This is a genomic window from Anaeromyxobacter terrae, from assembly GCF_022690685.1.
GTDB lineage: Bacteria > Myxococcota > Myxococcia > Myxococcales > Anaeromyxobacteraceae > Anaeromyxobacter > Anaeromyxobacter terrae.
This window is the reverse complement of record NZ_JALCYY010000033.1, coordinates 1-13,333: the sequence shown is the minus strand read 5'-3', so window position 1 is coordinate 13,333 and position 13,333 is coordinate 1. Positions and strand designations below refer to the sequence as shown.

Genomic DNA, 13,333 nt, shown 5'->3' with positions numbered 1-13,333 from the left:
CGAGGAAGATAGCGGCGCGCCCGCGCCGGCGCCGCACCTTCACCGAACGTCGCGCGCTACTTCTTCGCCTTGCCCGCCGGCTTCGCCTCAACGCTGGTCGCGGTCATCCGGTACTCGACCGTCACCTTCTCGCCCTTCTTCACCTCGCCCGTGATCTTCGTGTCGGGCGTGCGGGCGATCTCCCACTTCTCCTTGCCCTTCTGGACGGTGATGCTGTCCTCGGTGACCTCGAGGACCGGACCGGTCACCTGGTAGGTCTTCGTCGCGGCGAGGGCGGGGGTGGCGAGCGAGCCGAGGAGGAGGGCGAGGGCGATCCGCTTCATGGGCAACTCCGGGTTCGGGTGGCCTTCGAGGCGGTGAGTTGGCCGTGAACGTCACTGCGCGGAAAGAGGTCGGATGGGGTCCCTCGCGCGGGTCCGCCCGCCCGGTCCGCCTCAGGCCTTCCGCCGCGGCTTCCGCCCCTTCCGGCTCGCGCGCGCGCGTCCTGACCCTGCGGCGGCGCGCTTGGCGGCAGGAGCGGCGCGGGCGCGCTTCGAGCGGGCGACGGCCTCCTTCGGGGCCGCCCTGCCTCCACGCGCGGTGCGAGCCGGCGCGCCAAGATCGAGCTCGGGGTAGTGCCGGAAGATGCCCCACTCGTTGAACGGGATCCTCCGCTCGGACGCGAGGTAGGCGGCGATCCGCGGCCGCGCCGCGACCGCGTCGTGCAGGGCGACGAGGCGCGGGAAGCGGCGCTCGATGCGGCGCATCGCGTTCGGGAAGGCATAGCGCAGGCCGGCGATGACCTGGAACGTCGACAGATCGACGTAGCTGCAGCCGCGCCCGACGAGCCACCGCCCGCCGCCCTCGGGGTTCGAGTCGAGCGCGCGATCGAGGTAGCGCAGGAAGAGCGGGATGCGCTCGCGCACGAACGCCTCCGCGTTGCGCGCCGCCTCGCGCTTCTGGTCCTCGTAATACAGCGAGGTCGCGATGGGGTGGTGGGTCGCGTGCGTCTCGGCGACGAGGTCGGCGAGGGTGAGCTGGATCTGGTGCGCGCGCAGCCGGCTCGCCTCGTCGTCCGGGACGACGCCGATGCGCGGCGCGAGGTACTGCAGGATCGCGGCGGTCTGCGCGACGAGGACCTCGCCGTGCCGGAGCGCCGGGGGTCCGAGCGGCGTGAGCCACGGGCCGGGCTCCTCGAGCAGCCGCTCGATGGCGGCGGCGCCGCCGCCCGCCGAGTCGGGCATGCGCCCCACGTCGTCGTAGGGGACACCCGCGTCCTCGAATGCCAGCCGGATGAACTCGCCGCGTCCCTGGAGGCCCGGCCAGTAGAGGAGCTCGTACCGAGGTTCGGAGGGAGCCATGCGCCGGACGTTCTCGCACGCGCCCTCGCGGCGCGAGCGCCCGGGCGGGTCACACCTCCTCGAAGATGCCGCTCTCCCGGTTCTTCCGGACGTGGTCGCCCGCGAACACGCGGCCGTTCATCGCGACGTAGACGCCGGGCGGTAGCACCTGCGCGAACGAGATCGCGCTGCCGAGGTTGAAGAGCCCGTCCGAGGAGCCGAACGCGTAGGGGACCATCGCGCCGGTGAGCACGACCGTCTTGCCGAGCCCCGCCGCGAGGAGCGCGCGAGCGGTCTCCGCCATGGTGTCCGTCCCGTGGGTGATGACGAGGCGCTGCTCGGCGGCGCTCCGGCAGTTCTCCACGATCGCGCGGCGATCCGCGTCGGTCATGTCGAGGCTGTCGATCATCATGAGCGTCCGCACGCGCGTCTCGACGCGGCAGCGCGCGAGCCGGAGCATCTCGTGGACGTGCGTGTCCTTGAAGTACAGGCGCCCGGTCAGCTCGTCGTACTCCTTGTCGAAGGTGCCGCCGGTCACGAAGAGTCGGATGGGCTCGGTCGCCATGGCTCCGCAGGATATTGCGGAACGCGGCCGAGCGCATGGGGGGCCCTCGCGTCACGCGCCCGAGGCGCTCCGGCGGGACCGTGGGAGGGCGCGCTTCAGGAGCGGCGGGGTCGCCGCTCTCGCTCGGCGCCGGCGTCGAACCAGGCGCGCGCCGACGGGCGCAGGAGCGCGACGCCGATGGTCCCGAGCGGCATCACCACCACGAGCACGAACGCGAGCAGGGGGAGCGCGGCGGTGCGGGCGGAGAGCAGCGCCGCCATGAGCCCGAGCAGGATCGCGAACACGGCGAGGCAGGCCGCGATCGGCATCGTCCAGCCGACCGCCGTCATGCGGACGTCGGGGTGCTGGAGGAGCGCTCCGCGGATGAACGAGACGATCCCGGCGGCCACGAGGACGCACAGGAAGAGGGTCCCGGCGGAGCGCAGCATCGACTCGCCTTCACCGAGGAGCCGGGCGCACCAGACGCCGACTGCGACGGCCTCGAGCCCCACGACGCCGGCCGAGGCGATCGCCAGGACGACGCTCTGCGGGGGTCGGCGGAGCACGCGGTGACGCTAGCACATCCCCGTCCGCCGGCGCCGGCCGTCCTCCCGCTCGCCCGGGGCACGAGCGCCGGCCGACCTCCCGGGTGGCACACGCCGCGTCGTGCTTACGATCTTCGGGCGAGCCGCTCGCGCTCGGGCGGGCGCTCCAGGGAGGACGACGGAATGGCCCCACCGCACCGGACGACGCCCGGCGCCGCCTTGTTCGGCCTGCTCCTGGCGGTCGAGGCGACGACGTTCTTCATCTTCGCGACGGCGCACCTCGGTCATCCGCTCGCGCTCGGCCCCCTGCGCATCGAGGAGCCGCCCATCGCCACGGCCGCCGTCGTGGAGGGGCTCTGCGGCCTCGTGCTCCTGGGCGCGGCCTACTCGATGCTCGCCGGGTCCTGGAGACGCTGGCGCACGACCTTGCGCGCCCATCTCCTCGCGCTCGCCGGCGTCCTCTCCGGGGTCGGGGCGCTTGCGCTCGACCTCGCGCCGCGCACCCGCCTGAACGAGGCGTATCTCCGCGGGATGCTCGCGCTCCTCGCGGCTGGCCTCGTCCTTTCGCTCGCGCAGCGCTTGCGTGCGCACGCGCGGAGGCGGTCGGCGGCCTCGCTCCGCTGGCGCGGCGCGACGAGCTGAGCCGCCGCGTTCGCGGAGGTGAGCTACCGGTCGTGCCCCTTGCCCTTGGCGTGGCAGCGGCCGTCGCTCCACCGGTGGCCGGGAGGACAGTTCTTCGCCGGCGCGGCGACGGCGGCGCTGCTGGACCGCCGGTATCCCGGCGTGTGGATGACGCAGCCGGTCCCGAGGATCGCGACGGCCATGACGGATGCGACGAGCGTCTTCATGCGGGCCTCCGGAGCCGTTCCCGGTGAGGGAAGGGGGTCGCGGCCGCGCCGGGGAAACGGGCAGCCGGGCCGGGAACCTCGCACGACCGGTGGAGGAGCCACAAGGGCGCGCGAGTGCGCCGACGCGCGGCCGGGTAGGGCGCGGTCGGACCACGGGCAACGGGCTCGCGCTCCTGACGGGCTTCGAGCTCACTGCGCCGGCTGCAGCTCGCGTCCGAGCTCCTCGACGCCCTCGCCGACCCGCTGCTGCGCACGGCGGGCCGCGCGCACGCCGCGGCGCATCCGCCGCTCGACGGCCTCGGGCTGCACCTCGGCGCGCGCCTCCTCGATCCGGCGCGCGAGGCGGCCACGCGCCCGGCGCACCGCGTCCTCGCCCCGGCGGAGCGCCGAGTCCACGAGCTGCCGGCCGACGTCGGCCGCCATCTCGACGAGCTGGGCGAGGCCGTCGCGGCTCCGGTCGAAGGCGCCCGCCGCGAGCCCGGCGAACATGGCGCCGGGCGGCTCGTCCGGCGCGAACGGGTGCGGCCGCGTCGGCGCGATCCGCTTCGCGCGCTCGAGCGCGGCCCCGAGCTCCTGCAGCTCCTCCGGCGTGTACGCCCGCTCCATCGCGGGCAGGAGGTCGCGCTCCTCCTCCTCCACGTGGTGCCGGACGTTCGCGATGAGCACGCGGACCTTCGCCTCGAAGCGGGAGTCGGTCGCCCGGAGGGTCGCGATCTCGGAGAGCGCGAGCTTCGCGACGTGGTGCTCCTCGAGCGCGACGAGGACCGCCGGCTCCTTCGACGCGCCGTCGACCACTACCCGCGCGCGCGGGTAGACGAGCTGCTCCTCGATGGAGGCGTGGATCGAGAGCTCCCGGACGATCCGCGCGACGAGGTCCTCCCGGTGCGCGGCGCTCCGGGAACGCTCGAACGCCTGGAAGAGCTCCTCGATCTCGCGGTGATCGTCCTCGAGGACGGCTACTGCGTCGCGCGGCGTGGGCATGGCGCGAATCTCCGCACCCCGCCCCCCGGATGCAACGCGTCATCGCGTGCCGCCCGCGGCGCCAGAACCCGGACGGCGTCCGCAGATCCTTTCGCCCGCTCGTCCGTTCACCTCGCGAGAGAGAGGAGCCTCCATGCGTCTCCACGTGCTCGCCGTCGCCGTCGCCCTGCTGTCCTCCGCCGTTCCAGCCACCCGCGTCGCCGCCCGTCCGCCGGAGCGGCCGGCGCAGGCCGGGCCGTACTCAGTCCAGCTCATCGGCGAGGAAGGAGACGAGCTGCCGACCTTCTCGCACCGCGGCCGCACCTACGTCCTCGGCTCGCTGGGGGAGCGGTACCTCGTGCGCGTGCGGAACCACTCCGGCCGCCGCGTAGAGGTCGTCGTGTCGGTGGACGGCCGCGACGTCCTCGACGGACGCCCGGCGACCTTCACGAAGCGCGGCTACCTCGTGGACGCGTGGTCCGAGGTGGCGATCGACGGCTTCCGGACGAGCCGCGCGTCCGTCGCGGCGTTCCGCTTCTCCAGCGTGCCGCGCTCGTATGCGGCGCTCACGGGCGACGCGCGCGACGTCGGCGTCGTGGGGGTGGCGATCTTCCAGGAGCGCGAGCTCCGCCCCGTCGCGCCGCTCCGCCGCGCCGAGCCGCTCGCCGACGAACGCCGCGCCGGGGCTCCCGCCGAGCCCGGCCGCTCCGCACCGGCTGGAGAGGCGCGCGCGGACGCTGCCCCGGCGCCGCAGGCCTCGGGGGCGCGCGCGGCCGCGCCGGAGCGGTCCGCAGGAGCGCCCGAGGCCGAACGGCCCGGGCTCGGCACGGAGTTCGCGGAGGAGCACGAGTCGCGCGTGCGCACGGTCCGCTTCGAGCGCGCGAGCGCGCGGCCCGAGGCCGTGCTCGCGCTGCGCTACGACGATCGCGAGGGGCTCGCCGCGCTCGGGATCGACGTCGACGGTCGTCTCGCGGCACGGCGCGAAGCCTGGCTCCGCGACAGCGCCGAGCCGTTCCGCGAGAGCGGGTACGCCGAGCCGCCTCGCGGCTGGCGCGGACGGTAGCCGGCCAACGACGCCGAGGCCGTCCCCGAGAGTTACGTCATGGATCTCGTGACGTTCGGGAAGGGCGCGAAGAGCGACCTCGGCGTCACGCGCAAGTGAGCCGCAGGTAGGCCGGAGGCCTCCGGGTCCGTCCGGGGGCCCCGGCGCGGCTGTGGGACACGGTGCGCGGACGACGCAAAGTCGATCATGCCGATCGGGGCGTGTAGATTGCGGCTCTCTGTCGCACGGCCGTTCGCGTGCGGCAAAAGGGAGCCGCCATGACGGAATCGACCCGCTGCCTCGACCGCGTCCGCACGAACGCCCCCGCCTGCAGCGCCTTCGCGGCCGCCGCGCTCCTCGCGCTGGTCCCGCTCGGCGCCGGAGCGGAGCCGTCGACGGCCAAGGCGGCTCCCGCGGCGTCGTCCGCCGAGGCGGAGCCCATCGTGCTCCCCGCGCCCAAGGGCTTCGCGGCCGCGGTGAAGCTCGTCGAGGACGCCGTGGGCGTGAAGGGCGGCCAGATGGACAGCGAGGTCGCGCCCATCCCGCTCGCCGAGGGCCGTGCCTTCGCGGTCGACACCCGCACCGCGGAGCGGCTCCTCGCCGGCAGCCACTCGACGTTCCGCAAGGCAGGGGTCTACCTGTTCCGCTACGAGCGCAGCTTCGGCCTCGCCGGCGAGAAGGATCTCGTGGGCCTCCTCGCGACCGCCGACCCGCACGCCGTGATCCGCCGCATCGGCACGGCCGGGCCGAAGCGCCACGTGACGAGCGAGCAGATCGTGGCGTGGCTCTCCGCCCTCGAGCGTGACGAGGCGTTCGAGCTCTACGAGATCGGGGCGGACTACGTGGCCGGGCGGTTCCAGCGGGAGCCGAAGGACCCGGAGGCCATCGCGCGCCGCGCCGTCGAGATCGCGCCCGACCTCGTCGCGGGGCACACGAACCCCATCGCCGGGCTCGCGGATCTCATCGGCAAGCACCGCATGCTGTACCTGATCTGGGAGTGACGCGCGGTCTGGCGCCGCGCATCCGGCGTCGTGCGCGCGCGCAGCGCCGTCAGACGAGCGCGGCGAGCTCCTTCTTCAGCACCTTCCCCATGGCGTTCCGCGGCAGGCTCTCGACGAGCCGCACCGCGCGCGGGCGCTTGTGCGGCGCGAGGAGCCGGGCGACGTGCTCGGAGAGCTCCTCGGGCCGCGGCGCCGCGCCGGGGGCCGGGACGACGAACGCGACGATCCGCTCGCCGAGGTCCTCGTCGGGCACCCCGATCACGGCCGCCTCGCGCACCGCGGCGTGCTCGAGGAGCGCCGCCTCCACCTCCCCCGCGCCGACCTTGTAGCCGCCGGTCTTGATGAGGTCGGTGGCCCGCCGGCCGACGATGCGCACCTCGCCGCCCGGCCCGATCGCCGCGATGTCGCCGGTGTAGAAGAAGCCCTCCGCGTCCATCGCCGCGGCCGTCGCGTCCGGCCGGTTGAGGTAGCCGGCGAACACCGTCGGACCCTTCACCGCCACCTCGCCGAGGACGTCCGGGCCGGGCTCGAGCGGGCGCCGCGCGTCGTCCACGAGGCGGAGCGTGAGCCCGGGCAGCGGCGGTCCGACGACGCCGGGCGTGCGCGGGCCGTCGTGGTGCGCGGCCGTGATGATGAGCGTCTCCGTCAGGCCGTACCGCTCGACGACGCGCTGCCCGAACAGCCGGAAGAGCCGGTCGTTCTCGCGGACGGGCAGCGCCGCGGACCCGGAGACGAGGAGCCGTGCGCGCGCGAGCCGCCGGGCGTCCTCGGACGTCGCCTCGCAGTGCTCTGCGAGCCGGTGGTACATCGTCGGGACGGCGAAGAGCATCGTGCCGCCGCCCTCCATCGCCGCGCAGACGCCCTCCGGCGTGAAGCGGGGGAGGAGGAGGATCGACGCCCCGACGCGCAGCGCCCCGAGCACGCCGAGGACGAGGCCGTGGACGTGGAAGAGCGGCAGCGCGTGCACGAGCACGTCGCGCTCGGTCCACCCCCACGCGCCGGCCAGCGCGTCGAGGTCGAACGCGGCGTTTCGGTGCGTGATGACGGCGCCCTTCGGCTTGCCGGTGGTGCCCGACGTGTAGAGCACGAGGAGCGGGTCGTCCGGGCGCGGCGGCGGCGGCGAGGCGGGCGAGCCGTCGAGCGTGACCCCGCGGACCCCCGGCGTGCGCGCGCGGAACGGGGCGGGATCGGCCGCGAGGACGAGACGCGGCGCGGCATCGCCGAGCACGTGGGCGAGCTCGCCCTCGCCGAGCGCCGGGTTGAGCGGCACCGTGGCCACGCCGGCGAGGGCGTTCCCGACGACGGCGGCGATCGTCGTGAGCTCTGGGGTCGCCCAGAGCGCGACGCGATCGCCCGCGCGGACGCCGTCGGCGAGGAGGCGCGCCGCGTGGGCGCGCGCGGCGCGATCGAGGTCGGCGTACGACACGTCGCCGCGACGCGGCGCGGCGGCGCCGGGGTCCCTCGCGGCGCCGGCGCCGGAATCGATGACGCGCAGCGCCACGCGGCCGCCGCGCGCGGAGAGATCGGGGAGGAGCGGGTGCATGTCCCGGGAGTCTAAAGCCCGCCGCGGCGCGCCCGGGTCTCCGATGGGGCGCCGATGGATCTTCGCGTTGCGGATGGGCCATCCTGCCGCGAAGCCGTAATCCATAATTACGGAGACGCGGCTCCCCTCGCCCCTGGAGGCGCCCATGAGCATCCGGAACAACCGCCGGCCGTACGCCCCGCTGCTCCTCGCGATCGCCGCCCTCGCCGTGGCGGCCGCCCTGCCCGGCGCGGCGGCCGCCGCCGACAAGGACAAGATCCTGATCGGCGCGACGCTGCCACTCACCGGCGCCGAGGCCCGCGTCGGCGGGTTCTTCAAGGAGGGCTACGACCTCGCCTTCGAGCAGGTGAACAAGGCCGGCGGCCTCGAGGTCGGTGGCAAGAAGCTGCCGGTGCAGTTCCTCCTCCTCGACGACACGAGCACCCAGGCGTCGGCGGTGAGCCTCGCCGACCGGCTCGTGAACAGCGACCGGGTGGACTTCCTCCTCGGCACCTACGCGAGCCACCTCGTGGAGGCGCAGAGCACGGTCGCCGAGCAGAACCGGGTGCCGTACGTGAACGGCGGCGGCGGCGCGACCAAGATCTACAAGCGCAAGTTCAAGTACCTCTTCGGCCTCATCTCTCCCGTCGAGCTGCTCGGCGGGACGCTGATGCAGTGGATCGACGAGCAGCAGAAGGCCGGGAAGCTGCCGAAGCCCGCGAAGATCGCGCTCGTGTGGGAGAACACCGCGCACGGCAAGGACTTCCGCAAGGGCATCTCCGACTTCTCCCAGAAGAGCGGCGGCGCGTACCCGATCCTGGTCGACGAGTCGTTCGAGCTCAACGCGCGCGACTTCGGCGCGCTCCTCGGGAAGGTGAAGGCCGCGGGCGTGGACCTGTTCCTCGTGGACGCGCACCTGCCCGACTACATCACCATGCACCGTCAGTACGTGGCGAACGGGATGTGCCACAAGGTCGTGAGCTACGGCGCGCGCGGCGGCGAGAAGGACGCGGTGCAGGCGCTCGGGCAGGAGAACGTGAACTGCGTCCTCTCCGGCGTGTGGTGGAGCGCGCAGCTCGGGACGAGGCCCGGCCCGTCGCAGGAGTTCGTGAAGGCGTTCAAGGCGAAGTACGGCGGGCGCGAGCCGGAGTGGTTCCAGGCGCTCGCGTACGAGAGCGCGCGCGTCCTGTTCACCGCCATCCAGCAGGCGGGCAAGGTCGACCGCGAGGCGGTGCGCGCCAAGCTCGCGGCGATGAAGGTGCCGTCGCTCCTGCCCGGCGGGACGGTCGAGTTCAAGGCCGAGTTCGGCCAGCAGGCGCAGAACTCGTTCGTCCTGCAGCAGAACCAGCCGGACGGCGCCTCGCCAATCATCTTCCCGAAGGACGTCGCGAGCGCCGCCGGCGTCGCCCCGAACCCGCGCTGCGCCAAGTGATCCCGTGGACCGCTTCGTCGACCTCGTTGTCTCCGCGGTGCTGCTCGCCGGGCTCTACGCCACCATGGCGTACGGGCTCGGCCTCATCTACGGCGTCCTGCGCGTCGTGAACCTCGCCCACGGCGGGGTGATCATGGTGGGCGCCTACATGGGCTGGATCCTCCACGGCTGGCTGGGGCTCGACCCCTACCTCGCGATCCCGCTCGTCGTGGGCGCGACGTTCCTGCTCGGCGTCGTCACGTACCGGGTGCTCGTGCGCCACCTGCCGCGCGGCGCCGCCGGCGGCCCCGCGTCGCTGCTGCTCCTCTTCGGCGTGTGGCTCGTCCTCCGCAACGCGGCGTACCTGCTCTTCAGCGGGAACGATCAGACGATCCGGACGGCGTACTCGACGCGGGCGATCCCGCTCCTCGGCTCGTACGTCTCGGTGAACCGCCTCGCCGTGCTCGCGATCGCGGTCGTCACCCCGGTCGCCCTGCACCTCCTGCTCAAGCGGACGTACCTCGGTCGCGCCATCCGCGCGGTGGCGCAGAACGCCGATAGCTGCACGCTCGTGGGGATCGACGTGGAGCGCATCTACACGATCACCTTCGGCCTCGGCACGGCCCTGGCCGGCCTCGCGGGGCTCCTCTCCGCGACGATCTTCTCGTTCAACCCGGGGTTCGGGTCGGGCGAGCTCCTCAAGTCGTTCGTCGTGGTGGTGCTCGGCGGGCTCGGCAGCGTGTTCGGGACCGGGATCGCCGCCCTGGTCCTGGCGGTCGTCGAGGTGTTCGCGATCCTGGTGCTCCCCTCCTACCTCACGGCGGCGGTCGGGTTCGTCATGCTCGTGCTCGTCCTCGTGTTCCGGCCGGGCGGGCTCTTCGGCCAGCGGGTGCTCGGATGACGTTCTCCTGGCCTCCCCTCGTGCCCCGCTGGGCGGTGGCGGCGTTCGTCCTCGTCGTCGCCGCGCTCGCCGTCGCGCCCGCGGCGCTCGACCTCTCCATCTACTCGAGGAACCTCGTCACGCTCGCGTTCCTCATGATCTCGGGCGCGCTCGCCTGGAACTGGATGGGCGGCTTCGTGGGGCAGGTGAGCTTCGGCCACGCCGCGCTGTTCGGCGTGGGCGGGTTCGTCGCGGCGCGCCTCATGCTCATGGAGCCGCCGGCGCCGGCGCCGCTCGCGTGGCTCGTGGGTGGCCTCGCCGCCGGCGTCTTCTCGCTCGGCGCGCACCCGATGCTGCGGCTGCGCGGCCCGTACTTCTCGATCGCCACCATCGGCGTGGGCGAGGCGGCCCGGCTCCTCTTCACGTACTGGGAGGACTTCACCGGCGGCTCCTCGGGCCTCTCGCTGCCGATCGACATGGAGATGAAGGACCGGCTCTACTTCTGGGGGCTCGGGCTCGCCGCCCTCGTGGTGGCGGCGTCGTTCCTCATCCGCCGCTCGACGCTCGGGCTGCAGCTCCTCGCCATCAAGGCCGACGTGGACGCCGCGGCCGACGTGGGCGTCAACGCGACCTTCAACCAGGACCTCGTCTTCGCGCTGTCCGCGGTGGTGGTGGGCATCACCGGCGGCCTGTACGCCGCGTACTTCAGCTTCATCGAGCCGGGCGACATGTTCGGCTTCGACCGCTCGATCGCGTTCGTCCTCATGTCGGTGATCGGCGGCGTGGGGACCGTCCTCGGGCCGGTGCTCGGCGCGATCGTGTTCGTGCTCCTGCGGCAGTTCCTGCTCGCCTCCTATCCGCAGCTCTACCTCGGGCTCTACGGGCTCCTCCTCGTCTTCATCATCCTCTTCGAGCCGCTCGGGCTCACCGGGCTCGCCCTGCGCCTCGCCGGCGCCGTGCGGAAGCGCACCCGCCGCGCGCCGCGCGAGTCGCTCGCCTGACCGCCGCCATGGCACCGCTCCTCTCCTGCCACGCGGTCTCGAAGAGCTTCGGCGGCCTGAAGGCGGTCGACGGGGTCACGCTCGAGCTCCACGAGGGCGAGATCCTCGGCGTCATCGGCCCGAACGGCGCCGGGAAGACCACGCTCTTCAGCCTCATCGCGGGCTCGCTGCGGCCCACCTCGGGCGAGGTCCGGCTCCAGGGCTGGCGCGTCTCCGGCTACGCCGCGCACCGCGTGGTGCGCGCCGGGATCGTCCGCACGCACCAGATCGTGCGGCCGTTCCCGAACCTCACCGTCGCCGAGAACGTCGCCGTCGGCGCGATCCACGGCAGCTGGCGCGCGGAGGGCACGCCGAAGAAGCGCGCCGCCGAGATCGTCGAGTTCGTCGGGCTCGCGGACCGGGCCGGCCAGCTCCCTGGCGCGCTCACGCTCGCCGGCCGCAAGCGGCTCGAGCTCGCGCGCGCCCTCGCGACCGCGCCGCGGGTGCTCATGCTCGACGAGGTCATCGCCGGCGTGAACCCCGCCGAGGCGATGAAGCTCGCCGCGCTCATCCGGCGCATCCGCGACGAGCGGAAGGTCTCGGTGATCATGATCGAGCACGTCATGCCGGCGGTGATGTCGCTCTCGGACCGGGTGGCGGTGCTCGACCACGGCAAGAAGATCTCGGAGGGCCTGCCGGGCGAGGTGGTCCGCGATCCGCTCGTCATCGAGGCCTACCTCGGCAAGGGCCACGAGGTGACCGCGTGAGCGAGCCCCTCCTGCGCCTCGACGCGATCGACGTGTTCTACGGGGACATCCAGGTCCTCTACGGCCTCAGCCTCGAGGTGCGCGAGGGCGAGATCGTGACGCTCCTCGGCTCGAACGGCGCGGGCAAGACCACCACGCTCCGGGCGATCTCGGGGATCCGCCCTCCGCGCGCGGGCGACATCCACTTCCGCGGGAAGTCGCTCGTGGGCCTGCCGGCCGCCGCCCGCGCGGAGCTCGGGATCGCCCTCGTCCCGGAGGGGCGCGACCTCTGGGGCCAGCTCACCGTCCGGGAGAACCTCGACCTCGGCGCCTACCACCCGCGCGTGCGCGCGAACGCCGCGCGCAACCTCGAGCGCGTGTTCACGATGTTCCCGCGCCTCTCCGAGCGGAGCGGCCAGCTCGCGGGCAGCCTCTCCGGCGGCGAGCAGCAGATGTGCGCCATCGGGCGGGCGCTCATGACCGAGCCCACGCTCCTCATGCTGGACGAGCCGAGCCTCGGCCTCGCCCCGATCCTGGTCGACCAGGTGATGCGGACCGTGTCCGACCTGCATGCCGAGGGCATCACCGTCCTGCTCGTCGAGCAGAACCTGCGCAAGGCGCTCGAGGTCGCCGAGCGCGGCACCGTGATCGAGACTGGGCGCGTGCGGCTCGAGGGGACGAGCGCGGAGCTCTCCGCGAACCCGGAGATCCGCACGGCGTACCTCGGCATCTGAGGCGGAGCGACCCCGATGACCCGCATCGCCCACCGCGCGCTGTACGAGGAGGTCGCCGACCGCCTGCGGCAGCTCATCTACGCCGGCGAGCTCGCGCCGGGGACGTGGATCGACGAGCGCGCCCTGGTCGAGCGCTTCGGCATCAGCCGCACGCCGCTGCGCGAGGCGCTGAAGGTGCTCCACGCGGAGGGGCTCGTGCGCCTCACGCCGCGGCGCGGCTCCTTCGTCTCGGGCGAGCTCACGCCGCAGGACCTCGATGAGATCTTCCCGCTCATGGCGCTGCTCGAGGGGCTGTGCGCGCGCGAGGCGGTCCGCAAGGCCGGGCCCGACGACGTCCGCCGGCTCGAGGCGCTCCACGAGCGGCTCGAGCGCTGCGCCGCCGCGGGCGACGTGGGCAAGTACTACGAGCTCAACTACCTCTTCCACCAGGCGGTGCAGGATCTCGCGGCGAACCCGTGGCTGTCGCGGATGGTGTCCGAGCTGCGCCAGTTCCTGCGGCTCCTGCGCGGCCGCCAGCTCCGCGTGCCGGGCCGGCTCGAGGCGTCCCTCTCCGAGCACCGCAAGCTCATGCGCGCGCTCCGCCGCGGCGACGCCGAGGAGGCCGAGCGCCTGATGCGCGCGCACCTCATGGCGCAGCGCGCCGCGCTCGCGGTGCAGGACGCGGGCGGGACCTCGCGTGGCGCGGCGGGAGCGGCCGCGCGGAGGGCACCGCGCGAGAGCGGGACCTCTCCGCGCGCGAGCACGGGCGCGAGCGACGCGCCGGTGGAGCGGCCTCGGCGCGCGGGCGGGCGGGCGCGGCGG

At 73.8% G+C, this 13,333-nt stretch carries 16 protein-coding genes; 9 read left to right on the top strand and 7 right to left on the bottom strand.

Annotation, left to right across the window (positions count from 1 at the left end; all coding sequences use genetic code 11):
* Nucleotides 1-56: 56 nt before the first annotated feature.
* From MNY62_RS15385 to MNY62_RS15370, 4 genes are all read right to left on the bottom strand, one after another.
* On the bottom strand, nucleotides 57-323 hold the full coding sequence (locus MNY62_RS15385; protein WP_242345066.1) for a hypothetical protein: 267 nt from the start codon (nucleotides 321-323) through the stop codon (nucleotides 57-59).
* A 111-nt stretch (nucleotides 324-434) separates the two neighbouring features.
* Nucleotides 435-1,340 carry a glutathione S-transferase gene (locus MNY62_RS15380; protein ID WP_242345065.1) on the bottom strand — a complete coding sequence of 302 codons (906 nt, stop codon included), beginning with the start codon at nucleotides 1,338-1,340 and terminating at the stop codon, nucleotides 435-437.
* Nucleotides 1,341-1,389: 49 nt separating this feature from the next.
* Nucleotides 1,390-1,884: an asparaginase domain-containing protein gene (locus MNY62_RS15375; RefSeq protein WP_242345064.1), complete on the bottom strand. Its 495-nt coding sequence runs from the start codon at nucleotides 1,882-1,884 to the stop codon at nucleotides 1,390-1,392.
* Nucleotides 1,885-1,979: 95 nt separating this feature from the next.
* On the bottom strand, nucleotides 1,980-2,429 hold the full coding sequence (locus MNY62_RS15370) for a hypothetical protein (protein ID WP_242345063.1): 450 nt from the start codon (nucleotides 2,427-2,429) through the stop codon (nucleotides 1,980-1,982).
* A 162-nt stretch (nucleotides 2,430-2,591) separates the two neighbouring features.
* On the opposite strand from MNY62_RS15370, the gene MNY62_RS15365 reads away from it, so the two are divergent.
* Complete coding sequence (locus tag MNY62_RS15365) at nucleotides 2,592-3,050, top strand: hypothetical protein (protein WP_242345062.1); 459 nt, start codon at nucleotides 2,592-2,594, stop codon at nucleotides 3,048-3,050.
* Nucleotides 3,051-3,073: 23 nt separating this feature from the next.
* Here the strand turns inward: MNY62_RS15365 and MNY62_RS15360 are convergent, their stop codons facing one another.
* Both MNY62_RS15360 and MNY62_RS15355 read right to left on the bottom strand, forming a co-directional pair.
* Nucleotides 3,074-3,256, bottom strand: coding sequence for a hypothetical protein (locus tag MNY62_RS15360; protein WP_242345061.1), 183 nt, complete (start codon nucleotides 3,254-3,256; stop codon nucleotides 3,074-3,076).
* A gap of 189 nt (nucleotides 3,257-3,445) precedes the next feature.
* A complete protein-coding gene (locus MNY62_RS15355; protein ID WP_242345060.1) occupies nucleotides 3,446-4,237 on the bottom strand; it encodes a hemerythrin domain-containing protein in 792 nt (263 codons plus the stop codon).
* A gap of 133 nt (nucleotides 4,238-4,370) precedes the next feature.
* On the opposite strand from MNY62_RS15355, the gene MNY62_RS15350 reads away from it, so the two are divergent.
* Nucleotides 4,371-5,279 (top strand): hypothetical protein, encoded by a 909-nt coding sequence (locus tag MNY62_RS15350; protein WP_242345059.1) that lies wholly within the window; start codon nucleotides 4,371-4,373, stop codon nucleotides 5,277-5,279.
* Between the two features lie 257 nt (nucleotides 5,280-5,536).
* A complete protein-coding gene (locus tag MNY62_RS15345; RefSeq protein WP_242345058.1) occupies nucleotides 5,537-6,259 on the top strand; it encodes a DUF4253 domain-containing protein in 723 nt (240 codons plus the stop codon).
* Between the two features lie 49 nt (nucleotides 6,260-6,308).
* On the opposite strand, the gene MNY62_RS15340 is transcribed toward MNY62_RS15345, so the two are convergent.
* The gene (locus MNY62_RS15340; protein WP_242345057.1) at nucleotides 6,309-7,802 is read right to left on the bottom strand and encodes an AMP-binding protein; all 1,494 of its coding nucleotides are present in this window, start codon (nucleotides 7,800-7,802) and stop codon (nucleotides 6,309-6,311) included.
* Between the two features lie 145 nt (nucleotides 7,803-7,947).
* Between MNY62_RS15340 and MNY62_RS15335 the strand changes: the two genes are divergently transcribed.
* The 6 genes from MNY62_RS15335 to MNY62_RS15310 form a co-directional block, all read left to right on the top strand.
* Nucleotides 7,948-9,213 (top strand): amino acid ABC transporter substrate-binding protein, encoded by a 1,266-nt coding sequence (locus tag MNY62_RS15335; RefSeq protein ID WP_242345056.1) that lies wholly within the window; start codon nucleotides 7,948-7,950, stop codon nucleotides 9,211-9,213.
* A gap of 4 nt (nucleotides 9,214-9,217) precedes the next feature.
* On the top strand, nucleotides 9,218-10,093 hold the full coding sequence (locus MNY62_RS15330) for a branched-chain amino acid ABC transporter permease (RefSeq protein WP_242345055.1): 876 nt from the start codon (nucleotides 9,218-9,220) through the stop codon (nucleotides 10,091-10,093).
* Entirely contained in the window at nucleotides 10,090-11,073 is a 984-nt protein-coding gene (locus tag MNY62_RS15325) for a branched-chain amino acid ABC transporter permease (protein WP_242345054.1), read from the top strand. The genes MNY62_RS15330 and MNY62_RS15325 overlap by 4 nt, the downstream gene beginning before the upstream one ends.
* 8 nt (nucleotides 11,074-11,081) lie before the next feature.
* On the top strand, nucleotides 11,082-11,819 hold the full coding sequence (locus MNY62_RS15320) for an ABC transporter ATP-binding protein (RefSeq protein ID WP_242345053.1): 738 nt from the start codon (nucleotides 11,082-11,084) through the stop codon (nucleotides 11,817-11,819).
* Nucleotides 11,816-12,532, top strand: a complete 717-nt coding sequence (locus MNY62_RS15315; protein WP_242345052.1) for an ABC transporter ATP-binding protein — start codon at nucleotides 11,816-11,818, stop codon at nucleotides 12,530-12,532. The genes MNY62_RS15320 and MNY62_RS15315 overlap by 4 nt, the downstream gene beginning before the upstream one ends.
* 15 nt (nucleotides 12,533-12,547) lie before the next feature.
* On the top strand, nucleotides 12,548-13,333 hold a 786-nt coding region (locus MNY62_RS15310), incomplete at its 3' end, for a GntR family transcriptional regulator (RefSeq protein ID WP_242345051.1).

Bases quoted from the DNA above. Each gene is read 5' to 3' on its own strand.
- MNY62_RS15385 (WP_242345066.1), bottom strand. From the start codon at position 323: ATGAAGCGGATCGCCCTCGCCCTCCTCCTCGGCTCGCTCGCCACCCCC.
- MNY62_RS15380 (WP_242345065.1), bottom strand. From the start codon at position 1,340: ATGGCTCCCTCCGAACCTCGGTACGAGCTCCTCTACTGGCCGGGCCTC.
- MNY62_RS15375 (WP_242345064.1), bottom strand. From the start codon at position 1,884: ATGGCGACCGAGCCCATCCGACTCTTCGTGACCGGCGGCACCTTCGAC.
- MNY62_RS15365 (WP_242345062.1), top strand. From the start codon at position 2,592: ATGGCCCCACCGCACCGGACGACGCCCGGCGCCGCCTTGTTCGGCCTG.
- MNY62_RS15360 (WP_242345061.1), bottom strand. From the start codon at position 3,256: ATGAAGACGCTCGTCGCATCCGTCATGGCCGTCGCGATCCTCGGGACC.
- MNY62_RS15355 (WP_242345060.1), bottom strand. From the start codon at position 4,237: ATGCCCACGCCGCGCGACGCAGTAGCCGTCCTCGAGGACGATCACCGC.
- MNY62_RS15350 (WP_242345059.1), top strand. From the start codon at position 4,371: ATGCGTCTCCACGTGCTCGCCGTCGCCGTCGCCCTGCTGTCCTCCGCC.
- MNY62_RS15345 (WP_242345058.1), top strand. From the start codon at position 5,537: ATGACGGAATCGACCCGCTGCCTCGACCGCGTCCGCACGAACGCCCCC.
- MNY62_RS15340 (WP_242345057.1), bottom strand. From the start codon at position 7,802: ATGCACCCGCTCCTCCCCGATCTCTCCGCGCGCGGCGGCCGCGTGGCG.
- MNY62_RS15335 (WP_242345056.1), top strand. From the start codon at position 7,948: ATGAGCATCCGGAACAACCGCCGGCCGTACGCCCCGCTGCTCCTCGCG.
- MNY62_RS15325 (WP_242345054.1), top strand. From the start codon at position 10,090: ATGACGTTCTCCTGGCCTCCCCTCGTGCCCCGCTGGGCGGTGGCGGCG.
- MNY62_RS15320 (WP_242345053.1), top strand. From the start codon at position 11,082: ATGGCACCGCTCCTCTCCTGCCACGCGGTCTCGAAGAGCTTCGGCGGC.